A 21,821-nucleotide genomic window follows, 5' to 3' on the forward strand; every position below is an offset into this window, starting at 1 on the left:
CGCGGCAGCGCCCAAGGGCCCCGCATGCCGGGCATCTTCCTGATTTTCCTCAGGCTCCCGACCTTGCGACCGGTCACCCTCCTCCCGAAATCGCGCGGCCCTGCGGCCTCGCACACGCACTATTTCTAGGTGCAATGCAAAAACACTCTTGGGCAAATGCGCCAATTAAGCAATAGTCCAATAGCAGGGCGCCCGTTTTTCGCACGATAGTTTCGCGAAGCGGGCATCTGAGCCGGCTTGCGATAATGCGCTGCAGCATTATCGTGTGGAGGACGGCGCCATAGCGGAGGCGGGGGGCGCTGTATCCGCGAAGGCTGACAAACGGGAGGATAACGGCAATATGGGCAGTGCTCAGCAGGCAAACGACAATCGCGAGGCGGAGGATCGCCCGGTGAAGGACCTTTACGAGATCGGTGAGATCCCGCCGCTCGGCCATGTGCCGAAGTCGATGTATGCCTGGGCGATCCGGCCGGATCGGCACGGGCCGCCGGAAGAGGCGATGAAGCTGGAAGTGGTTCCCACCTGGGAACTCGACAGCAACGAGGTGCTGGTGCTGGTGATGGCCGCCGGCGTCAACTACAACGGCATTTGGGCCGGGCTCGGCGAGCCGATCTCGGTCTTCAAGGTGCACGACATGCCCTATCACATCGCCGGGTCGGATGCCTCGGGCATCGTCTGGGCGGTCGGATCCAAGGTGAAGCGCTGGAAGGTCGGCGACGAGGTCGTCGTCCATTGCAACCAGGACGACGGCGACGACGAGGAGTGCAATGGCGGCGACCCGATGTTCTCGCCAACCCAGCGGATCTGGGGCTACGAGACCCCGGACGGATCGTTCTCGCAGTTCTGCCGGGTGCAGTCGCAGCAGTTGATGCCGCGGCCCCAGCACCTGACCTGGGAGGAGTCGGCCTGCTATACGCTGACGCTGGCGACGGCCTATCGCATGCTGTTCGGCCATGCGCCGCACCAGTTGCGGCCGGGCCAGAACGTGCTGGTCTGGGGCGCCTCTGGCGGTCTCGGCGTGTTCGGCATCCAGCTTGCGGCGGCCGCCGGCGCCAATGCCATCGGCATCATCTCCGACGAGGACAAGCGCGACTATGTGCTGTCGCTCGGCGCCAAGGGGGTGATCAACCGCAAGGACTTCAACTGTTGGGGCCAGATGCCCAAGGTCAACTCGCCCGAGTACAACGAGTGGCTGAAGGAGGCGCGACGCTTCGGCAAGGCGATCTGGGACATCACCGGCAAGGGCAACGATGTCGACATGGTGTTCGAGCATCCGGGCGAGGCGACCTTCCCGGTCTCCTGTCTGGTGGTCAAGCGCGGCGGCATGGTGGTGTTCTGCGCCGGCACGACCGGCTTCAACCTGACCTTCGACGCCCGCTATGTCTGGATGCGGCAGAAGCGCATCCAGGGGTCGCATTTCGCCCATCTCAAGCAGGCCTCGGAAGCCAACAAGGCGGTGATGGACCGGCGCATCGATCCCTGCATGAGCGAGGTCTTCCCCTGGGAGGACATCCCGCGCGCCCATACCAAGATGTGGAAGAACCAGCATGCTCCCGGCAACATGGCGGTGCTGGTCTGCGCGCCGACCACCGGTCTTCGCAGCTTCGAGGATGTGCTGGCGGCCAGCAAGGCCTGAACCGGCGGTCGCTTCCTGCCCCGCCGCGGAATGTCTCTCGCGGCGGGGCATCAACGCTTTCTCAAGGGACCGGGCCTATCCTTGCGCGACGGACCATGTGCGTCATGGTCGGACGACGTGAGCAAAGCGGCGCCGCGCGGCCGCCGCCTTTCGTTTTTCCTCGCCCCGCGCCGCGCGGGACGTTATGAGGACTGCATGATCTCTTGGTTCCGTTTCGGGTGTGTCGCCCTTGTCGGGCTGCTCGCCGCCGCCTGCATGCCGGAGCGCGAAGGCGTCGTTCCGCCCTATTACCGGGATCTTGCCCGGGTCGACGCCTCCGTCGACGCGGCTTCGGCGCAGCAGATGATCTCCAGCTACCGCCAGTCGAACGGCGCCGGCCTGCTGATGGTCGATCCGGTCCTGATGCAGGCGGCGCAGAAGCAGGCGATCGCCATGGCGCGTGCCGAGGACGTGAGGGCGTCGCTGGAGCCGGGCAACAGCCTGGCGACGCGGCTTGCCGTCGCCGGCGAGGGCAAGACCTACGCGGTCGAAAATGTCAGCGCCGGCTACCGGACGATCGCCGAGGCGTTTTCCGGCTGGCGCGATTCGCCCAAGCACAATGCGGTGATGCTCGACGGCAAGGCCACCCGCATGGGCATCGCCACGGCCTATGCCGCCGGGTCCCGACACAAGGTGTACTGGTCGCTGGTGCTTGCCGGGCCGGCCGGCCAGCCCTAAGTCCGTCAACCGATGCTTGAGCGCGCCGACAGCTACGAGGCTCTCGTTTCCGGATTCCGCTGGCGGATCCCGGCGCGCTACAACATCGCCGACGCCGCCTGCAGTGCCTTCGCCGCCCGTGAGCCGGGGCGCGAGGCACTGTTGCATCTTCGCGAGGACGGCAGCCTCGAACGCTGGACCTATGGCTGGCTGGAGGAGATTTCCTCCAGGCTTGCCAATGGCTTGCGGGCACATGGACTCGCGCGCGGCGACCGTGTGGCGCTGCTGCTGCCGCAGTCGCCACAGACGTTGCTCAGCCATCTTGCGGTCTACAAGCTCGGCGCCATCGCGGTGCCGCTGGCAAACCTCTTCGGCGTCGACGCGCTGCGCTACCGGCTCGCCGACAGCGGCGCGGCGGCGATCGTTACCGACAGCGCCGGCCTCGCCAAGATCGCGGAGATCCGGGACGAGCTAGGCGCGCTGAGGCTTCTCGTCTGCACCGATGGCGCGGCGCCTGGGGCCCTGTGCTTCGACACGCTGATCGAGAAGGGCTCGGCCTCCTTCGACGGCGCGGCGACCGGGCCGGACGATCCGGCGATGATGATCTACACCTCCGGTACGACGGGACAGCCGAAGGGTGCGCTGCATGGCCACCGGGTGCTGGCCGGGCATCTGCCGGGGATCCAGATGGCGCATGAATTCCTGCCGCAGCGGGGAGATCTGTTCTGGACGCCGGCCGACTGGGCCTGGGCGGGCGGGCTGCTCAATGCGCTGCTGCCGGCGCTGACGCTCGGCGTTCCGGTCGTTTCCTACCGCTTCGAGAAGTTCGATCCCGAGCGGGCTTTCGCACTGCTGGCGCGGTTTTCCGTCCGCAATGCCTTCATCCCGCCGACGGCGCTGAAGATGATGCGGGCGGTGGCCGATCCCCGCGCCCGCTTCGACTTGTCCTTGAGGACAATCGGCTCGGCCGGCGAGGCGCTGGGCCGCGAGACCTATGACTGGGCGCGCGAGGACCTCGGCCTCACCGTCAATGAATTCTATGGCCAGACCGAGTGCAACGCGGTGCTGGCCTCCTGCGCGGGGCTCGGTGTCAGCCGCGCGGGGGCGATCGGCAAGCCGGTGCCCGGCCACGAGGTCGCGGTGATCGGCGAGGACGGCCGCGCGCTGGCGCCGGGCGAGCAGGGGCAGATCGCCGTGCGCCGGCCCGACCCGGTGATGTTCCTGCGCTACTGGGGACAGGACGAGGCGACCATTTCGAAATTCATCGGCGACTGGATGACCACCGGCGACCAGGGCGTCGCCGACGAGGACGGCTATGTCCATTTCGTCGGCCGCGACGACGACATCATCACCTCGGCCGGCTACCGCATCGGCCCGGGCGAGATCGAGGACTGCCTGCTGGCGCATCCGGCCGTGGCGCTCGCCGCCGCCGTCGGCAAGCCGGATCCGCTGCGCACCGAGATCGTCAAGGCCTTCATCGTGCCGGCCGCCGGGGTCACGCCCGACGCGGCGCTGGAGACGGAGATCCGCGACCATGTGCGCACGCGCCTGTCGGCGCACGAATATCCCCGCGAGATCGCCTTTGTCGACGCCTTGCCGCTGACCACCACCGGCAAGGTGATACGCCGGCTGCTGCGGGAGGATATTCCGACCGCGCTGGAGGCGGACGAATAGGCGGCGCCGGCTTTCATGATGCCCGCGCTGTAACGTCGCCGTCTCAGTCCCTGCCGATCTTGCCGTCTCGGGGGCGAATCCTGCGCAGGCGGGCGAGCGCGGCGCGCGCCAGCCGCCGCAGGTGGCTGTCGGCGGCGATGTCGAGACGGACAAGGGCGCCGCGCAGGGCGCCGGCCGGCCCCTTCGAGACCACCAGCGTGGCATAGGGAACCGTGCCGCGCCACAGCGGCGCGATCATCGGATGATCGGGAATGGCAAGGGAATCGGTGTCGGAGACCCCGGCCTCGTCGAGCGTGCGGCGCATGGTCCGGCGGGCGAGCTGCGCCCCCGGCGAAAAGCGCGCCAGACGCTCGTCATGAGCGATCTTCCAGGCAAACACCCGGTCGCGGTCGCGAACCGTCACCAGCATGGCGGCGGGCACCCCGTCCGCCTCCAGCGTGTCGATGCGGATCTGCCCGCGCGCGGCCATGGCCGAGACGAAGGCGCGAGCGAAGGCGGCGCGTTCGGGCCGGCAGGCCAGCGCCGTGCCGCGCCGCCCCTTCCAGCCGGAAGCCTCCAGGGCAAGGAACCGCTCGAAGGCGGCCTCGACCTCTTGCGCCGTCGACAGGCTTTCGAAGCGGCCGGGCGGATGCGCTTCCTGCAGCCGGCGCAATTGCCGCTCGAGCGTCTTGCGGCGGCGCGTGCCGATCAGGCGGAACTGCTCCTCGCCGGCCGGGCCGGCGCCATGTCCGGCGCGCATCCCGGGCGCCGTCCGGGCGACATGCCAGCCGCTTTCCCGCGCTAGGGCGTGGAACAGTCCGGCGACCGGCCCGTCGGTGCGCAGCCAGGGAAACAGCAGGGTCGAGGCGCCGAAGGCGCGCGCCGCCGCATCCAGCAGCAGCGCCAGGGCGGCGGGGCCGGCGGCAGGGGCCAGAAGCGGCGTGCCGAGCGGTCCGTAGTCGCCGGCGCAGGCCGAGGTCACCGGAACGGCGAGGCCGGCACGGCGGCGGTGGAACGGGACGAGGGCGAGAAAGGCACCGTCCGCCTCGTCGCGCACGGCGAGGAGGGCCGCCTCGCCGATTTTCATATGGGCGAGATAGGGCAGCAGGAAATCGGGGCCGAAAAACGGGTTGGGCTCCAGCGCGGTCTCGGCGAGCGCCCGCCATTGCGCCAGATGGGCGGCGGCCTCGGCGGGGGAAAAGAGGAGGGCGCTCATCGCCCGCTCCGGCCGGATCTCGGCAGGCGCACCAGGGGCGGGAGTGCGGGGATCCTTGCGGCGGCGCGCGGGGATTTCCAGGGCGCGCAGGGCCGGCCCGCCCGAGCGCGCGCTGCTTGCCCTGCTGTTCTCGGCGATCGCCATGCCGGTTCCTTCGGCCGCCGGCCTGGCGCGCCCGACCCATCGCGGGGGCAGTCGCCGGCAGCACGCCCGGAAGATGCCACAGGACGCAGGCAATTGAACCCGTTTCGTTGATAACTGGTTAACCTTGCGGGGATTTGGGCGAAGGCTCTGGCACGGCGGCCAGGCCATGCGGTGCGGCTCACGGTGCGGTCCGGCCCGGTCTGGCGCCGAGGATAAACGGATCGACGCCCAGATGCCGGCGGGCCTGATGACGCAGGGCGCCGGCCTCGAAGACCATGGCGGCGGCGGTGGCGATGGCCGCGCCTTCGATCCCGAGCAGCGGGATCAGCGTGACGTTGAGCGCGATATTGATAGAAAAAGCAAGGACATAGGTCCGCGCGCAGCGGCCCTGCTGGTCGGCCATGGTCAGGAGGGCGTCGGCGGGGCCGACGGAGGCGCGGGCGAGGACGCCGGCGAGCAGGATGAGCATCGCGGGATAACCGGCGAGGAAGCCGGGGCCGAACAGCGACAGCAGCAGGGGCCCGGCCGGCACCAAGAGGGCGCACAGGGCCAGGGTCGGCCAGAAGGTCCAGCGGGCGGTGTCGTGGACAAAGCTGCCGAGCTCGTCGCGCGAGCCGCCGTGATAGAGACGGGAATAGCGGTGGGCGCTGGCCGAGCGCACGGCGAAATAGACGAAATGGGCGAGCGCCGGCGTCTTGGAGGCGGCGAAATAGATCGCCACCTGCTGCGGGCTCTCCCACAGGCTGACCATGACCACATCGGCGCTGGTGATCAGTTGGAAGAAACCCTCGACCAGCAGGATCGGCAGCGAGAGGCGCAGCCAGTCGCGATAGGTCCAGTCGCCGCGCGCCGGGCGGGCGCCGGGCTCGCGCGGCAGGGCGCGGGACAGCACCAGCATCTGGGCGAGCGTTACTCCCCAGGTGGCGAGGATGGTGACGATGCAGGCATTGGTCGCGGTCGCCGGGATGCCGGCGAAGGCGGCGGCGGCGAGGCCGACGAGGATAGCCAGCGGCCGCCAGATGAAGGTCGGCAGCATTGCCAGCAGCGGCCAGTCATGGGCGCGGGCGATGCCGTCCTGGATGCTGCCGATGGTGAACAGCGGCAGGCAGACGGCGCCGAGCGCCAGCGGCAGCACGTAATGCGAGGCGATCAGGTCGCCGGCCAGCCACACCGCAAGGATGCCGGCAAGGGCGATGCCGGTGGCGGCGAGCCCGCCGGCGAGCCGGCTGCCGACCAGCAGGGCGCTGAGCCGGCCGTGCCGGCCCTGTGCCCGGTATTCGGGGATAAGCCGCAGCACGGAGGACGAGAAGCCGAGCGGGGCGAAGACGCCGAGCACCACCACCAGCGTCCAGACCACGACATAGATGCCGTATTCGTATCCCCCCATCAGCCGGGCCAGGATCACCTGCATGGCATAGGCGAGAACGGCGCCGAGAACGCGGATCGCGAACACGGTGAGCGCCATGCGCTGGGCGCGGGAGGCGTCCGGTTCGCCCTTCAGGATCTCCTCGCAACGGGCGAGCAGCGGCTGCGCGCGCGAAAACAGGGCGGCGGGCAAGATCCTTTCGGCCCATGTCACTGGCGACAGGCGCAACGCCGGGAACTCCTCTGCGGTCGACCGGGAAACCCTACCCGGTGAGGCTTAATATTCCGTACGGGTTGTTGCGGGGACAGCCAGGGGCCGGCCACGCGTCCGGGGCCGGTCGATCGGGAGGGGAGAAGATCAGAAGCTGGTGATCCCGACAGGATTCGAACCTGTGACCCTCAGATTAGGAATCTGATGCTCTATCCTGCTGAGCTACGGGACCATGCTTGCCGGTGCGGCGGGGAAAACCACGTTTCCCGCCGCGCTTGATAGCAAACTGACGTCAAAAATCAATTTGATTGCGCGCCGGGGACAGGACGAGGGCACAGGAGCGCGCGGCCGCGGAACGCCGGGAAGCCGCAGGGGGACCCGGCGGGGACAAGCGGTTGCGGGATTTTGCGCGAATTTGCGCGGAATTTTGCGAAATTCCGTCTCAATCTCGCAAAATTTTGATTTTTCCGTCTCAATTCCGGCGCTCGCCGCGCGCCCGCTGCATGGGGATACGCGCGTTCCGGCGCTCAGGCGCCGACCGGGGACAAGCTCCGCCGCGCGCTCGGCGAGTGACCGAAGCGCTGCTTGTAGTCGCGCGAGAAGCGCCCGAGATGGGAGAATCCGCAGGAGAAGGCCGCCTCGGTGACGCTGGGCGCGTCGCGATGGGCGATGAGCTGGTAATGGGCGGTGTCGAGGCGGGCATTGCGCAGCACCTGCATGGGGGACAGGCCGAAGACCCGCTGGAAGCCCTTCTGCAGGGTGCGGACATTGATGCCGGCGGCGCGGGCGATGTCGGCGAGCGTGATCGGCTCGGCGAGATTGGCATGGATGTAGTCGAGCGCCAGGCGGATCGCGCGGGGGCGCGCCTGGCCGTCGGCGCGCTCGATGATATGGCTGATGTTGCTGCGCTGGAGCGTCAAGAGCGCATGGGCGAGGTCGTGCTCGGCGCGCAGGTCGCGGCCGCCGAGCGGGCGCTGGAACAGATGGCCTCCCTCCGCCGCCTCGAGGCAGGCGGCGACGACGCGGTGCAACTGGCGACCTTGCGGCGAGGCGAGGTCGACCGTCATGTCGAACCGCACCGGGCCGGGCAGCGGCGCCCCGACAAGGTCGCGCGCCACCTCCTCCAGATGCGCCCGGTCGATCTGCACCAGGATCTTGCTGGTGTCCTCGCCCCAGTGCAGCCGGGCGGGGCGGTCGGGATTGAGAACCGCCGCCGCCACCGCCGGCGTCGCCGTCATGTCCTCGCCGCGATGCTGGATGCGGGTGCGGCCCGACAGCGGGATGTGCAGGAGGTAGAAGGACTCCAGCAGGCCCGGCTCGACGGTGACCTCGGTGCCATAGGACAGATAGTTGAGCGACAGGTTGCGCCCCTGCACCGCGTTGTGGCGCACGCTGAGGCTGGCGCGGCGGTCGCCGAGCTCCAGCCGATGGTCGCAAAGCTTCTGGCTGACGCGGTGGCGCGCCTCGTCGAGGTCGCTGGTGCGCAGCAGCGGATGGCGCGCGAAATACTCCCGCGCCGGAAAAATGCGTTCGGCAGTCATGGTGTCCCCCGGGGGATCAGGGTCCCGACCGGGTGATGAACGCAAGTTCCCGGCGATATTTCAAGTCTAAAAGAGTTGCCGCAAGAGAGGTTCGTTTTCTGGATAAGGGTTTTTGCGGTTCCGGTGCAGGCTCGGCTGAACAAAACGCAAAAAACCCCTGTCCAGACGGAGCCTCGACAATGCAACCTGGCGTGACAAAGGCCGATACCGGCCTCAACGGACATTCCTGGACCGTGGTCGGGCACACTTATGTGCCCAAGCTGAAGAGCGAAGACGCCTTCATCTGGCATGCGACGATCCCGGACGGGACCTTCGTGCCGCCGCATATCCACCCGACCCAGGACGAATGGATCTACCTGATCGAGGGCAATCTGGAGGTCGAGTTCGGCGCGGAGGTGGTGCGGGCCGGGCCGGGCGACACGGTGCGCATGCCGATGGGCGTCGCCCACGGCATCTTCAACCGCTCGGGCAAGACGGCGCGCTGCGTCTTCGGCGTGTCGCCGACGCGCAAGCTCTACGAGTTGTTCATCGTGCTGGATGGGGTCACCGATCCGGCCGAGCTGGTGCGCCTGTCGGCTCTGCACGAGGTCGACTTCCTGCCGCCGCCGGAGGCCGCCTGACCACAGGCCCAACCGCTGGCGCGCCGGGCGAGAGAGCGGGCGGCGTGCTGCGCCACCTGATCGCCCGCCTGAAAGCCCGGCTTATCCGCCCGTCGGCGGGACGCCTGATCGGCCCGTCGCAGGCGGAGCCGCCGCGCCCGCCGCAGTGTTCCCCCGAGATCCAAGACCCGAGACCGATGCCCCTGCTGCCCCCCGCCCGAGACTGGGACGACGCCTTCGCCAACATGGCCCATGTGGCAAACTCGCACGAACTGCCCGGCTTCTGGTCGGGGCGTGCGGCCGAGTACCGCGCCGCCCTGCAGGCGGCCGGCCACCGGCTCGACCTCGATATTGCCTATGGCGCGCATTCGCGCGAGGCCCATGGCGCGCATCCGCGCGAGGTCTATGACATCGTCTGGCCGCAAGGGACGCCGCGCGGCCTCGCCGTCTTCGTGCATGGCGGCTACTGGATGCGGCTCGACAAGTCCTACTGGACCGACTTTGCCGAAGGGGCGCGGGCGCGCGGCTGGGCGGTGTGCCTGCCGAGCTATACCTTGACCCCCGAGGCGCGCATCTCGCAGATCACCGGCCAGATCGCCCTCGCCATCGCCCATGCGGCGGCGCGGGTGGAGGGGCCGATCCGCCTGTCGGGCCATTCGGCCGGCGGCCATCTGGTGACCCGCATGATCTGCGCCGACAGCCCGCTGGAGGCGGGGGTGCGCAACCGCATCGAACACACGCTGTCGATCAGCGGCCTGCACGACCTGCGGCCGCTGCTGCACACGGGGATGAACGACACGCTGCATCTCGACCTTGCCGAGGCGCGGGCCGAAAGCGCCGTGCTCGCCGAGCCGGGCCTTGCCGCTCCCCTGACCTGCTGGGTCGGCGGCGGCGAGCGGCCCGAATTCATCCGCCAGGCGAAGCTGCTCGCCGATATCTGGGGCGGGCTCGACGTGCCGACGCGCGCCCATGTCGATGGCGACCACAATCATTTCACGGTGCTGGAGGGGCTCAAGGACCCGGCCTCGCCGATCACCGACGCCTTTGTCGGCTCCCCGGCGGGAGCAGCAAGCGCGCGCCAGACAGAACGGAGAACGAGTGCGATGGAGCCCGGTATCGTCAAGTCCCGCGAGAGCCTGGACCAGATCCGCTGGAACATCCTGGGCCAGACCTATGTGCCCAAGCAGATGACCGAGGAGTGCTTCTCCTGGCACGCGACGCTGCCGCCCGGCACTTTCGTGCCGCCGCATATCCACCCGGACCAGGACGAGTTCCTCTATATCCTGGAAGGGCGCTTCACCTTCCTGCTGGACGGCAAGGAGGTGATCGGCGAGCCGGGCGACCTGGTCAAGCTGCCGCGCGGTATCCCGCACGGGATCTTCAACAAGTCGGACAGCACCATCAAGACGCTGTTCTGGGTGACGCCGACCCTGCAGCTCTACGACCTGTTCTGGGCGCTGCACACGATGGGCGAGGGCGCGGATCCGGCCGAGATCGTCGCGGTCTCCGCCGCCCATGCCATCGACTTCCTGCCGCCGGAAGACAGCGGAGCGGGACAATGACCGTCCTCATCGCGGGCGCCGGCATCGGCGGGCTGACCACCGCGTTGATGCTGCATCAGCGCGGCATCAAGGTGCAGGTGGTGGAACAGGCGCCGCAGGTGCGCGAGGTCGGCGTCGGTATCAACACGCTGCCGCATTCGATCGAGGAGCTGGCCGGGCTGGACCTGCTGGACCGGCTGGACGAGGTGGGCCTCAGGACCCGCGAGCTGCGCTACCTGACCCGGCAGGGGCAGGAAGTGTGGCGCGAATTGCGCGGCCTGCATGCCGGCCACAAGTTCCCGCAATTCTCGATCCATCGCGGCCGGCTGCAGAAGGTGCTCTACGACGCGGCGCGCGAGCGGATGGGCGAGGGCGCGGTGCTGACCGGGCTGCGGCTCTCCGGCTTCGTGCAGGACGAGGCCGGCGTCACGGCGCATTTCACCGATGCGGCGGAGGGCCTCGCCTCGCGCACCCTGCGCGGCGAGGTGCTGATCTGCGCCGACGGCATCCACAGCGTCGGGCGCAAGCGGTTCTACCCCAACGAGGGGCCGCCGAGCTGGGCCGGCGTCGTGATGTGGCGCGGGGCGGCCGAATGGCCCGTCTGGGAAGACGGCGAGACCATGGCGATCGCCGGCGGGCTCGGGGCCAAGCTGGTGCTCTACCCGATCGCCCCGGCGAGCGATGGCCGGCAGTTGATGAACTGGGTGGTCAATGTGCGCGTTGCCGACGGCTCGGTGTCGCCGCCGCCGCCCGAGAGCTGGTCGCGCCAGGCGCCGCTGTCGCGGGTGCTGCCCTATGCGCGGCGCTTCACGGTCCCCGGTTTCGACGTGGAGGCCCTGGTGCGGGCCAGCGGCACGGTCTTCGAATATCCGATGGCGGACCGCGACCCGCTGCCGCGCTGGACCCATGGCCGGGTGACGCTGCTCGGCGATGCGGCGCACCCGATGTATCCGGTCGGCTCCAACGGGGCGGCGCAGGCGATCCTCGATGCCAGGTGCCTGGCCGACCACATGGCGGCGGCCGAGCATCCGCGCGAGGCGCTGTACCGCTACGAAGAGGAGCGGCTGCCGAAAACGGCGGAGGTGGTGCGCACCAACCGGCGCGGCGGGCCGGAGCGGGTGATCGACGAGGTGGAGCGGCTGAGCCCGCGCCGCTTCGACCATATCGACGATGTGCTGTCCTACGAGGACCGCAAGGCGATCGTCGAGGGCTACGCCAGGATGGCGGGCTTTGCCGCGCGCAAGGCCGGCTGAGGGCCGCGGCGCAGAACAACAAGACCGGTGGACGGGAGACCGGCAGGACTGTCGGCGGGCAAGGGCGCTGCGCGCCCTGAGGCCGCCAGAGGCACATCGACCCCGACACGGGGCGAGAAGAGGGGAATGATCATGACTTGCACGTGGACACGCAAACTGACCGGACTTGCCGCCGGCGTCGCGCTGGGCGCCTTGATGTCCTCGGCGGCCTGGGCGCAGGACATCAAGATCGGCATGGTGGTGACGCTGTCGGGCCCGCCGGCCGCGCTCGGCCAGCAGATCGTCGACGGTTTCCGGCTGGCGCTGGAGCAGAACGGCGGCCAGCTCGGCGGCCAGCCGGTCAACCTGATCGTCGAGGACGACGAGCTGAAGCCGGACGTGGCGCTGCTCAAGGCACGCTCGCTGCTGGAGCGCGAGAAGGTCGACTTCGTCGTCGGCACCGTGTTCTCCAACATGCTGCAGGCGATCTTCAAGCCGGTGGTGGAGGCGCAGACCTTCCTGATCAGCCCGAATGCCGGTCCCTCGACCTTTGCCGGGCGCAACTGCAACCCGTATTTCTTCGTCACCTCCTACCAGAACAACCAGCCGGCCGAAGTCAGCGGCATGATCGCCGTCGAGGAGGGGTTCCAGAACGTCTTCGCCATGGTGCCGAACTACCAGGCCGGCAAGGACAATGTCGAAGGCTTCAAGCAGGGCTTTTCCGGCACGCTGGCGGACGAGGTCTATACCCCGCTCGGCCATCAGGACTTTTCGGCCGAGATCGCCCGCATTTCCACATCGGGCGCCGACGCGCTGTTCGCCTTCATGCCGGGCGGCATGGGCGTGCGGCTGGTCAAGCAGTTCGACGCAGCCGGTCTTTCGGACAAGATGAAGTTCCTGTCGGTCTTCACCACGGACGAGTCCACGCTGCCGGGCCAGCAGGACGCCGCGGTCGGCTTCCTGTCGGCCGGATCCTGGGCGCCGGATCTCGACAACGAGACCAACACGGCGTTCGTCGCCGCCTTCGAGGAGAAATACGGCTATGTGCCGGGCTCTTACGCTGCCCAGTCCTATGACGCGGCGCTGCTGATCGCCAGCGCGCTGGAGAAGACCGGCGGCAAGACGGACGACAAGGCGGCGATGCGCGCGGCGCTGGAGGCGGCGGAGTTTTCCTCGGTGCGCGGCAAGTTCTCCTTCAACACCAACCACTATCCGATCCAGGACTTCCACATGCTGACGGTGGTGAAGCGGGACGACGGCAAATACGCCACGTCCTTCGTGCGCAAGGTGGTGGAGGACTACAAGGACAGCCTGGCCCAGGACTGCAAGATGTAAGCAGCGTCCGCCGGCCCTTCCGGCGGGGATGGCGACTGGCGCGCGCAGGCTGGCAGTCATCCGAATCTGAAGTTCGTCACCTTTCGCGGCATGCGCCGTACGAACTTCAGATTCGATAAGATGACTGGCAAGCATGTGTTTCCAGTGTGGTTTTCGAATTTGACATACGCTCTGTGGGTGCTGCCTGACTGAGGCGCCCGACTGAGGCGTATGTCAAATTCACCACACTGGGGTTCGCGCGCGTTTTTTGGGGGGCACCGCCGCCCGAGCGGCGCAGTCTCAATCCAAGACGACCGGACAACGGACGAGGAGCCAGTCCCTCGACAGGCGTCGCTGATCGAGGGCGCGCTTCAGCCGGTCGCTGATGAAGAAGTCATCTACAATGAGTTTGTCCCACCACAGATCGGGGCCTCCGAGCGCGGCTCTTGAGAAAACAGCCAGGGGTTTGTCGCGACGTGCCCTTGGCACTCGCCAGCGACCCAACGCAACTTGATCCAGGTTCGCGCTCTTCTCCAGCAGGAGGGCGTCCTTCTTGTTGCCCTGGCTGAGATAAAAGAACTCACCCGGCATGGGCGTCTTGCCGTCCGGATGCCACAGGCGCACGGGATAGAGCGCGCCCTTGCCCATGTCGAAGCTCCGCACCACCTCGGCGCTTTCGCCCGCCAGGAAGATAAAGCCGTTGGAAAAGATCTGCGGCACGCGTTGTTTGTGCGCCGACGGATGGCTGTTCGGGAGCGGATAATTGTCCGTGGGAAACCGGTCCTGCGGCAGGAACCAGCCGATCTTGGTCTGTCCCATCGCTTCCAGGATCGGCTCCGGCGTTCTTCCGCCATTCTCGAATTCTTCGCGCGGTACCCAACCACGCGAGTTCAATATGCCGTGGCCTTGCACCAACCAGATGCAGGGCTCATGTGGGTGTCCGCCGTCCGCGCCCAATGGGTCTCTCCCCTTACCGTTGTCCGCTAGATTTCCCGTCTTCATATACGAGGGGGTGTCGGTGCAACCAGCCGGAATTTTCCCGGTCGGGGTACATCGGCCCTCGTGACACGGTAGCGATCGCCGGCGCCATCCTGCCGCCGGCCGCGTGAGGGGCGGGAACTGCCGAAAGACCAAAGGGATAGGGCGGCGCACGGAAGGGGCGGGCTGCGAAAAACATGCCCCGCCCCCTGACGAATCCCGAGCGTGTCATATATGATGTGCGGTGCCACCTGGGGGGCGGCGAGAATCAGGACGCCGATGGACGTATATCTCATCGCTCCATTGCCGGATTTCGGCAGTGAGGCGCTCGTGGCCGACAAGGTGCTGAACATCGACGAGCGCTATGCCCTGCTGGCCTCGGCGGGGATCACCACCGTCGCGGCGCTGCTGGACGGCGATTTCAACATCCGGCTGTGCGACGAGATGATCGAGGAGGTCGATTTCGACGACCCGTCCGACGTCGTCGCCATCAGCATGAACGTCTCCCAGGCCGCCCGCGGCATCGAGATCGCCCGCCGGTTCCGCGCCATGGGGCGGCGCGTGATCATGGGCGGCCCGCATGTGTCGCTGGCGCCCGGCGAGTTCGACGGCGAGGCGGACAGCCTGATCATCGGCGAGTTCGAGACCGTCGCGAGCGAGGTGAGCCGCGACCTTCTCGCCGGCGCCCTGAAGCCGCGTTACCTGTGCGGCCAGGCCGATCTCGGACGCTCGCCGGTGCCGCGCTGGGATCTCTACCGCAACGACCGGGCGATCAGCGGCGTGATCCAGACCAGCCGCGGCTGCCCGTTCGAATGCAGCTTCTGCGACGTGATCCAGTATCTCGGCCGGGTGCAGCGGCACAAGCCGATCGCGAACGTGCTTGCCGAAGCGCAGGTGCTCTACGATCTCGGCTATCGCAGCATCAACCTGTCGGACGACAATTTCACGGTCAACCGCAAGAAATCCCGCGTCCTGCTGGAAGGGCTTGCCGGCTGGAACGGGCGCGACGGCCGCCAGCCGGTCCAGTTCGCCACCCAGGCCTCGATCGACCTGTCGCGCGATGCGGAACTGATCGAGCTGTGCAACATGGCCGGGCTGCGCGACATCTTCGTCGGCATCGAGACCAGCAACGAGGAGGCGCTGAAGGAGGTCAAGAAGCGCCAGAACCTGCGCCGGGACCTCGTCGCCGAGATCAGCCGCATCGTCGCCGGCGGGCTGACGGTGACCGGCGGCATGATGGTCGGCTTCGACCACGACGACCTGGGGTGCTTCGAGCGGCAGTTCGAATTCGGCATGGCCCTGCCGGTCGTCAACCTGCGGGTGTCGGTGCTGGTCGCCCCGATCGCCACGCCGCTCTACGAGAAGATGGCGGCCGAAGGCCGGCTCTTCCGCGACAACACCAATTTTCCAGGCGGCGACCTGTGGACCAATATCGAGCCGCGGCAGATGACCCGCCGCCAACTGGCCGAGGGCGCCATCTGGCTGGTCGAGGCGCTGCACGAGCCGGACAACGCGATCAAGCGCTTCGAGCACCTTTCCGCGATCCTTGCCCCGCCGCCGGAGCATCTGCGCGCGAGCGATCACATCGTGACGCCCGGCAAGGGCGCCTCCGGCGTGCTGCGGCTGTTGCGGCAGGCGGCCAGGGACCCGCGGGCGCGCCGCGTCATCGATGCCGTCAACGACCTGTCGCACCAGCGCCCCGAGATTGCGCGCGACCTGTCGTCCGCGCTTGCCATCTTCCTCAATTCCTTCACCTCGCTGCACCGGCTGTCGCAGCAGGACAGCCGGCGGATCCGGCTGGACCGCGAAGCGCCGCTCGCGCAGCCGGCCTGACCCCCACGACCAGATCAAGCAATCCGATGGACAGGCGCGTGAGCGAAACAGGCCTTCAACGCGAGATCGCGGCGGTGCTCGAGCAGCGCCACGACGCGCCGCTGGTCACGGTGCTGGGACGGCGCGGCCGGCACTGCACGCTGAGCGGGGCGGCGCTGGCGGCGCGCGCCGTGGAGATGCAGGCGCTCTGGGATCGCTGCCTCGGCGCGGGGCCGCATGTGCTGATGGTGGCACTGCCGGCCGGCGAGGAGTTTCTGGTCGCGCTGGTGGCGACGCTGCTCGGCGGCGGCACCCTGGTGCCGGTCGCCCCGCCGCGCGCCGCCGACCCGCCGGGCAGGCTGGCGCGCATGGCGCGGACCTGCGGCGCGAGGGCGGTGCTGTGCACCACCAACAACCGCGCCATGGTGGAACAGCAACTGGCCGGCGGATCAGCAGAACGGAGCGGGGAGCCGGCCTGTCCGGTGCTGGCCGTCGACGATCCCGTCCCGGTCCGGGAGGCTTTTGCTGCCGGGGAGCCTTGCGCCTTCCCGGTGATCCAGCACACCTCCGGCTCGACCCGCTTTCCCAAGGCGGTGCCGGTGACGGCCGACCAGATCCGCCACAATTGCGGGCTGATCCGCTCGCTCTGGGGGATGAATGCCGACAGCGTCATGGTCAACTGGCTGCCGCACTATCACGACATGGGGCTGATGGGCTGCATCCTCTATCCGCTGCTGTCGGGCGCACATTCGGTGCAGATGAGCCCGTTCGACATGATCCGCCGCCCGGCCGCCTGGCTGGAGGCGATCTCCCACTGGCGCGGCACGATCAGTGGCGGCCCGACCTTCGCCTTTCTCGAATGCCTCAACCGGATCTCCGAGGAGGAGGCACACGGGCTCGACCTCAGCTCATGGGAGCGGGCGTTCTGCGGGGCCGAGCCGGTGCCGAGCGGCTTGCTGGCAAGGTTCCACCGGCGCTTTGCGGGGAACGGCCTTGCCCGGGAGGCGGTGTTCGCCTGCTACGGGATGGCGGAATGCACCCTGTTCGCGGCCGGCGAGGCGGGCCCCGTGCGCGGCCGGGACACGGTTCCCGAGCCTTGGGCGGGCTTCGAGGGCTGCCTGCTGTCCGGCGAGACGCGCGGGCATATCCGGATCGCCGATCCGCAGACGGGCCGGGCGCTGCCCGACGGGGCGACCGGCGAGATCTGGCTGACAGGACCCTCGGTCTGCGAGCGGTATCTTGGCCGCGACGCCGGGGAGACCGAGGATTTCGCCACGGACCCCGACGGCACAAGGTGGCTGAGGACGGGTGACCTTGGCGGCATTTCCGGCGCCTATCTCCACATCACCGGGCGCGCCAAGGACGTCATCATCGTCAACGGCCGCAATGTCGCCTCGGCGGAAGTCGAATGGCTTGCCGCGCGCGAACACGGCGACCTCAGCCCGTCCGGGGCGGCGGCCTTCGCCGGGGCCGGCTCCAAGCCCGGCCATGCCGAACTGCTGATCGAATTGCGGGCCGGCGCCGCGCCGATGGACGAGCCTGCATCGCTCGCCGCGCGCATCCGCAAGTCGGTTGCGGCGAGCTGCGGCGTCCGGCTGGATCGCATCGCCCTGCTTCCCCGCGGCACGCTGCCGCGCACCAGCAGCGGCAAGATCCGGCGCCAGCAGGTGGCGCGCGATCTGGCCTCCCTGCATGGCGCGGCCATCTGCCTCGACACGGCGGGCGTTGCGGAGGCCGTATCATGACCCGGCATGTCTGGTCCGATCCCGACAGTTTCGTGAAGACGCCGGCGATGGCCGTCGCGGTGCTGCGCGACCTGGAACTGCCGCGCATCGACCGCTATCTCGACCAGATCGCCGAGCGCGGCGGCGTCGACCTCGATGCCTTGCGCCGGCTGTCGGCCAACACGCTGGTGGCGATGAGCGGCGAGGCCCATCTCAAGGTGCGCCGGGTCATCGCCCCGTTCTTCAGCCAGTCGGGCCTGGCGCCGTGGCGGCCCTTGATGAAAGAGGCGTGCCACAGCGTCTGCGAGGAGCTCAAGACCGCGCGCGACCCGGACCTTGTCCGGGATGCGACGATCCCCCTGTTTCTCAAGGTCATGCCGCGGATCCTCGGCCTCGAGATGCCGCCGACGCGGGAGCATTTTCAAGCCGCCGAAACCGCGCAGCGGCTGACGGAACCCTATCTGTCGCTGCCGACGCTCAAGGCCCTGAACCTTGCGGCGCGCCTGCTGGTCTCGACCTGCCCGCAGACCGGGGACAGCGAGGGCGCGGGTCCCGAAAGCCTGCTGGCCTATCTGCGCCGCCGCAAGGGCGACCTGCCGGACGGGCTGGAGCCGGACTATTTCGTCATCGGCCTGCTGGTCGGCTCCAACTCGGCAACGCAATCGCTGGCTTTCGCGCTTTACGGATTGCTCAGCGGCCCGGCGCAGCTTTGGGCCGATGCGGGAGGGCCCGGCTGGGGAGCGCAGGAGACCCAGAGGCTGCTCGGCCTTTACCAGTCCACTCGCACCCTGGTCCGGGTGGCGACCGAGGCGAGGGACGTCGCCGGTTGCCCGTATCACCAGGGGCAGTCCGCCGTCGTCGACATCGTGGCGGCAAATGCCTGCCTGCGCGCGGACAGCCTGCGCGCGGACAGGGGGACGCGCCAGGGCCATATGAGCTTCGGCAGCGGCGCGCACAGATGCCCCGGGGTGTTCCTCAGCGAGATGCTGATCGAGACGGCGATCCCGATCCTGGCGCGGACCTTTCCCGACATCACCCTCAAGACCGACGAAGGCCGCTTCGTGGTGACGCCGATGATGCAGGCCCCCACGGCGCTGCCGTGCTCCATCGGCAAGACCTCGCAGCGGGTGAGCGCGCGCCTTTGCGACATCCGCGACATGGGCAGCGCCCACCGGATCCTGAAAGACAACGACGCCTTCGCGCCGCCGCCGATGGAAAGCCATCTGACGCTGCTGTCGCAGGCGAGCGGCGAGGACCTGGGCGAGGCGACACGGATCGCGCGAAACGCCCTGTTCTTCATGGACGGTGCGCGGCACGAGGCGCTCAAGCAGGTCCTGATGCGCTTCCTGGGCGCGGCGCAGCTTGCGCCGTGGCGCGGCGTCGTCGATGCGGCCCTGGACACGGCGCTGCAGGCGCTTTCGGCGACGACGCGGCCGGACCTGGTGTCGGGCTATTCCGATCCGCTCCGCAGGAGCATCATGACGCGCATTCTCGGGATCTCCTGCCGCGATCAGACAAGGTTCGATGCCATCGCGCCGCATCTGCAGGACGTGCTGGAGCCCTGGCTTTCGATGCGCAAGCTGCGGCGCGTGCAGGCGGTCTTCACCGAGGCGCTGTCCCTGATGCAGGTGCCTGCCGCATCCGACGGGCCGCCGTCGCTGCTGGAGCATCTGGTTGCCGACGCGCCGGCGGGCTTCGACGAGGCGGATCTCAAGGCGGTGGTGCTGGTGCTGTATGGGGCCAGCTTCAACCTGTCGCACACGCTGTCGAATGCCCTGCTGTCGATCCTGTCGCAGCCCGCCGAGGAACGCAGTGCGGCAAGCGGGGAGGCATGGGTCGAGGCGCATATCGACGAGCTGGTCGCGCGTTGCAGCGGCCCGAAGTTCATCTACCGCGTCGCCCGCACCGACCTGTCCGTTGGGGATCTGGCGATGAAGGCGGGCGACACGGCGCGGCTGAACGTGCATGTGTTGAACCGGCAGGCTCCCGCCGGCAAGGGACATGTTTCCTTCGGCAAGGGTCTGCACCGCTGTGTCGGCGCAACGCTCTCCATGATGGTCCTCAAGCAGGCGATTCCCGCAATTTTCCGCCGCTTCCCGAACCTTGCGCTCGACGTCCAGGCGCACCGCTATCACCCCATGTCGGAAACCGTCGCCCTCAGCACGCTTCCATGCATCTTCAGCAGAACAGAGCCCAATCATGACTGACACCAGCGAATCGCGCCTGTTTTCCTTCCTTCGCGAACAGGTTGCCCAGCGGACCAAGACCTCGGCCGACCAGATCCGGATGGACATGTCCCTGTCGGATCTCGGCCTGCAATCGATCGATGCCGTTCTGGTGTGCGGCGAGGTCGAGGATCGTTTCGACGTGGAGGTCGATCCCGCCGAGATCTTCCAGCACGACACGCTCGGCGACTTCGCGCGGTCGATAGCGGACCGCATGGCAGCCTGATGGCGCTGTTTCACCTCGGGCTTTCCACCTCCGGGCACGACCCGGCGCTGGCGATCGTTACTGCCGGCGGGGAGCTCGTCTTCGCCGAGGCGAGCGAGCGCTTCCTGCAGGACAAGCGGGCCTGGGGCATTGCGCCTGACCATGTGCCGCATCTTGCCTCCGCCTTGAGCCAGATCGGGTTCGACTTCGGCGCCGACACGCTGGCGGTGGCGACCTCGTGGAAGAAGGCCAAGGCGGAGCTGCCGGTCGAGCTGATGGGCGACCTGCTGCCCGTGACCGATGCCCTGTGGCTGCGGGAGCTGCAGGCCGGGATCAACACGCACGCGGGCGCCTCGCTGCTGCGGCTGGGCCTCGCGCAGCAGATGCCGGAGGTCCGCCGCTACGACCATCACCTGTGCCATGCGGTGACGGCCTGCGCCTTCGCCCCCGTCGACACCGCCTCCTGCCTCGTCATCGACGGGGAGGGCGAGGCCGGGGCCGTGTCGATGTTCGACCTGCGCGAGCGGGTGCTCAAGCGCCGCTGGCGCTCGTGGGGGCCCGGCAGCCTTGGAACGCTCTATGCCTGGCTGACGCAGCTCTGCGGCTTCGACTGGCGGCTCGGCGAAGAGTGGAAGGTGATGGGGCTTGCCGCCTATGGGACGGTCCGGCCGGAGATCCGCGATGCGCTGACGTCGCTGCTGGAGGTGGACCGGGGCCGCCTGCGCTTCGTCGAGCGGGAGGCGCTGCTGCCCCTTGCGGCCAGGATCAGGACCTTCGCCCGCGCGGCGGGCGAGCCCTTGATGAGCGCGGCGGACCTTGCGGCGAGCGGGCAGGCCGCCTATGCGATCCTCGCCGACCGGATCCTGTCGCAAAGTGCGGACGGGTCGGACGGAAACCTGATCCTTGGCGGCGGCTGCGCGCTCAACTCCTCCTATAATGGCACGATCGCCGGGCGCATGGGCTATGACCGGCTGTTCGTGCCGCCCGCGCCCGCCGACGACGGCAATGCGGTCGGCGCGGCGCTGCTGAGCTGGATGGAAACGACGAAGACACCCTGCGTGCCGGTGCTGCCGGCAACGCCCTATCTGGGGTCGGTCGCCGCCACGGCCGCGCTGTCGCGGCTGGACGCTCTCGGCGGCATCGCGCGGGTGAGCGATATCTCGGCGACGGGCGAGGACCGGGTCGCCGAGCTGCTGGCCGAGGGAAAGATCGTCGGCGTCATGCGCGGGCGGGCGGAGTTCGGTCCGCGTGCGCTCGGCAACCGCTCGATCCTGGCCGATCCGCGCCCGACCGACATGAAGGACCGGATCAACCGGCTGGTAAAGGGGCGCGAGCCCTACCGGCCCTTCGCGCCGGTGGTCTGCGAGGAGGATGTCGCGGACTGGTTCGACAACCCGCAGCTCGCGCCCTACATGTCGGTCACGCTGCGCTGGCGCGAGGACAGGCGGACCCTGGTCCCGGCGGTCGTTCATGCCGACGGCACCGGGCGGCTGCAGACCGTCTCGCCGGACAATGCGCCGTGGATGCATGGGGTGGTGCGCCGCTTCGGCGAGCGGACCGGCGTTCCGGTCGTCCTCAACACCAGCTTCAACATCATGGGCAAGCCGATCGTCCATTCGCCCGAGGATGCGCTGGCGGTGTTCATGACCTCCGGGATCGACGCGGTGGTGATCGAGACCACCTTGATTGAGAAGTCGGCAGCGGCCTGAGCCGCTGCAGCCAAGGCAAG

At 68.5% G+C, this 21,821-nt stretch carries 16 protein-coding genes, 1 tRNA gene and 1 pseudogene; 13 read left to right on the forward strand and 5 right to left on the reverse strand.

Going from position 1 to position 21,821, the window contains the following annotated elements; translation table 11 throughout:
- Window positions 1–340 precede the first annotated feature (340 nt).
- From ccrA to P2PM1_RS17910, 3 genes are all read left to right on the forward strand, one after another.
- A complete protein-coding gene (ccrA, locus tag P2PM1_RS17900) occupies window positions 341–1,636 on the forward strand; it encodes a crotonyl-CoA carboxylase/reductase (RefSeq protein ID WP_186399968.1) in 1,296 nt (431 codons plus the stop codon).
- A 195-nt stretch (window positions 1,637–1,831) separates the two neighbouring features.
- Complete coding sequence (locus tag P2PM1_RS17905; protein WP_208984348.1) at window positions 1,832–2,353, forward strand: CAP domain-containing protein; 522 nt, start codon at window positions 1,832–1,834, stop codon at window positions 2,351–2,353.
- A gap of 12 nt (window positions 2,354–2,365) precedes the next feature.
- Window positions 2,366–4,006 carry an AMP-binding protein gene (locus P2PM1_RS17910; RefSeq protein ID WP_186399969.1) on the forward strand — a complete coding sequence of 547 codons (1,641 nt, stop codon included), beginning with the start codon at window positions 2,366–2,368 and terminating at the stop codon, window positions 4,004–4,006.
- A gap of 43 nt (window positions 4,007–4,049) precedes the next feature.
- Here P2PM1_RS17910 and P2PM1_RS17915 read toward each other — a convergent pair whose 3' ends face one another.
- The 4 genes from P2PM1_RS17915 to P2PM1_RS17930 form a co-directional block, all read right to left on the reverse strand.
- On the reverse strand, window positions 4,050–5,345 hold the full coding sequence (locus tag P2PM1_RS17915; RefSeq protein WP_186399970.1) for a GNAT family N-acetyltransferase: 1,296 nt from the start codon (window positions 5,343–5,345) through the stop codon (window positions 4,050–4,052).
- 178 nt (window positions 5,346–5,523) lie between these two features.
- Window positions 5,524–6,903: a lipopolysaccharide biosynthesis protein gene (locus P2PM1_RS17920; protein ID WP_208985320.1), complete on the reverse strand. Its 1,380-nt coding sequence runs from the start codon at window positions 6,901–6,903 to the stop codon at window positions 5,524–5,526.
- A 173-nt stretch (window positions 6,904–7,076) separates the two neighbouring features.
- A tRNA-Arg gene (locus P2PM1_RS17925) sits at window positions 7,077–7,153 on the reverse strand.
- Window positions 7,154–7,448: 295 nt separating this feature from the next.
- The gene (locus P2PM1_RS17930; RefSeq protein WP_186399971.1) at window positions 7,449–8,462 is read right to left on the reverse strand and encodes an AraC family transcriptional regulator; all 1,014 of its coding nucleotides are present in this window, start codon (window positions 8,460–8,462) and stop codon (window positions 7,449–7,451) included.
- Window positions 8,463–8,641: 179 nt separating this feature from the next.
- On the opposite strand from P2PM1_RS17930, the gene P2PM1_RS17935 reads away from it, so the two are divergent.
- The 5 genes and pseudogenes from P2PM1_RS17935 to P2PM1_RS17955 all read left to right on the forward strand — a co-directional run bounded on the left by P2PM1_RS17935 (window position 8,642) and on the right by P2PM1_RS17955 (window position 13,169).
- On the forward strand, window positions 8,642–9,082 hold the full coding sequence (locus P2PM1_RS17935; RefSeq protein WP_186399972.1) for a cupin domain-containing protein: 441 nt from the start codon (window positions 8,642–8,644) through the stop codon (window positions 9,080–9,082).
- A 176-nt stretch (window positions 9,083–9,258) separates the two neighbouring features.
- A pseudogene (locus tag P2PM1_RS17940) lies at window positions 9,259–10,113 on the forward strand (alpha/beta hydrolase); the annotation flags it as partial.
- A gap of 51 nt (window positions 10,114–10,164) precedes the next feature.
- A complete protein-coding gene (locus P2PM1_RS17945) occupies window positions 10,165–10,623 on the forward strand; it encodes a cupin domain-containing protein (protein WP_186400076.1) in 459 nt (152 codons plus the stop codon).
- Entirely contained in the window at window positions 10,620–11,855 is a 1,236-nt protein-coding gene (locus P2PM1_RS17950) for a flavin-dependent oxidoreductase (RefSeq protein ID WP_186399973.1), read from the forward strand. Before P2PM1_RS17945 ends, P2PM1_RS17950 begins: the two co-directional genes overlap by 4 nt.
- Window positions 11,856–11,981: 126 nt before the next feature.
- Entirely contained in the window at window positions 11,982–13,169 is a 1,188-nt protein-coding gene (locus tag P2PM1_RS17955; RefSeq protein ID WP_244301551.1) for an ABC transporter substrate-binding protein, read from the forward strand.
- A gap of 279 nt (window positions 13,170–13,448) precedes the next feature.
- Here the strand turns inward: P2PM1_RS17955 and P2PM1_RS17960 are convergent, their stop codons facing one another.
- The gene (locus P2PM1_RS17960; protein ID WP_186399974.1) at window positions 13,449–14,105 is read right to left on the reverse strand and encodes a hypothetical protein; all 657 of its coding nucleotides are present in this window, start codon (window positions 14,103–14,105) and stop codon (window positions 13,449–13,451) included.
- 300 nt (window positions 14,106–14,405) lie between these two features.
- Here P2PM1_RS17960 and P2PM1_RS17965 point away from each other — a divergent pair, with 300 nt between their 5' ends.
- Genes P2PM1_RS17965 through P2PM1_RS17985 form a run of 5 tightly spaced genes read left to right on the forward strand, consistent with a single transcriptional unit; the run spans window position 14,406 to window position 21,801 of the window.
- Window positions 14,406–15,959, forward strand: a complete 1,554-nt coding sequence (locus P2PM1_RS17965; RefSeq protein WP_186399975.1) for a radical SAM protein — start codon at window positions 14,406–14,408, stop codon at window positions 15,957–15,959.
- Between the two features lie 38 nt (window positions 15,960–15,997).
- Window positions 15,998–17,683 (forward strand): AMP-binding protein, encoded by a 1,686-nt coding sequence (locus tag P2PM1_RS17970; protein ID WP_186399976.1) that lies wholly within the window; start codon window positions 15,998–16,000, stop codon window positions 17,681–17,683.
- The gene (locus P2PM1_RS17975; protein ID WP_186399977.1) at window positions 17,680–19,869 is read left to right on the forward strand and encodes a cytochrome P450; all 2,190 of its coding nucleotides are present in this window, start codon (window positions 17,680–17,682) and stop codon (window positions 19,867–19,869) included. The genes P2PM1_RS17970 and P2PM1_RS17975 overlap by 4 nt, the downstream gene beginning before the upstream one ends.
- The gene (locus P2PM1_RS17980) at window positions 19,862–20,113 is read left to right on the forward strand and encodes an acyl carrier protein (protein ID WP_186399978.1); all 252 of its coding nucleotides are present in this window, start codon (window positions 19,862–19,864) and stop codon (window positions 20,111–20,113) included. Before P2PM1_RS17975 ends, P2PM1_RS17980 begins: the two co-directional genes overlap by 8 nt.
- Complete coding sequence (locus tag P2PM1_RS17985) at window positions 20,113–21,801, forward strand: carbamoyltransferase C-terminal domain-containing protein (protein WP_186399979.1); 1,689 nt, start codon at window positions 20,113–20,115, stop codon at window positions 21,799–21,801. Before P2PM1_RS17980 ends, P2PM1_RS17985 begins: the two co-directional genes overlap by 1 nt.
- Window positions 21,802–21,821: the final 20 nt, after the last annotated feature.

The organism is Stappia sp. P2PMeth1 (assembly GCF_900185735.1).
In the GTDB taxonomy this organism is placed as follows: domain Bacteria; phylum Pseudomonadota; class Alphaproteobacteria; order Rhizobiales; family Stappiaceae; genus Stappia.

Coding starts and splice junctions, on each gene's coding strand:
- ccrA (WP_186399968.1), top strand. CDS start 341: ATGGGCAGTGCTCAGCAGGCAAACGACAATCGCGAGGCGGAGGATCGC.
- P2PM1_RS17905 (WP_208984348.1), top strand. CDS start 1,832: ATGATCTCTTGGTTCCGTTTCGGGTGTGTCGCCCTTGTCGGGCTGCTC.
- P2PM1_RS17910 (WP_186399969.1), top strand. CDS start 2,366: ATGCTTGAGCGCGCCGACAGCTACGAGGCTCTCGTTTCCGGATTCCGC.
- P2PM1_RS17915 (WP_186399970.1), bottom strand. CDS start 5,345: ATGGCGATCGCCGAGAACAGCAGGGCAAGCAGCGCGCGCTCGGGCGGG.
- P2PM1_RS17930 (WP_186399971.1), bottom strand. CDS start 8,462: ATGACTGCCGAACGCATTTTTCCGGCGCGGGAGTATTTCGCGCGCCAT.
- P2PM1_RS17935 (WP_186399972.1), top strand. CDS start 8,642: ATGCAACCTGGCGTGACAAAGGCCGATACCGGCCTCAACGGACATTCC.
- P2PM1_RS17945 (WP_186400076.1), top strand. CDS start 10,165: ATGGAGCCCGGTATCGTCAAGTCCCGCGAGAGCCTGGACCAGATCCGC.
- P2PM1_RS17950 (WP_186399973.1), top strand. CDS start 10,620: ATGACCGTCCTCATCGCGGGCGCCGGCATCGGCGGGCTGACCACCGCG.
- P2PM1_RS17955 (WP_244301551.1), top strand. CDS start 11,982: ATGATCATGACTTGCACGTGGACACGCAAACTGACCGGACTTGCCGCC.
- P2PM1_RS17965 (WP_186399975.1), top strand. CDS start 14,406: ATGGACGTATATCTCATCGCTCCATTGCCGGATTTCGGCAGTGAGGCG.
- P2PM1_RS17975 (WP_186399977.1), top strand. CDS start 17,680: ATGACCCGGCATGTCTGGTCCGATCCCGACAGTTTCGTGAAGACGCCG.
- P2PM1_RS17980 (WP_186399978.1), top strand. CDS start 19,862: ATGACTGACACCAGCGAATCGCGCCTGTTTTCCTTCCTTCGCGAACAG.
- P2PM1_RS17985 (WP_186399979.1), top strand. CDS start 20,113: ATGGCGCTGTTTCACCTCGGGCTTTCCACCTCCGGGCACGACCCGGCG.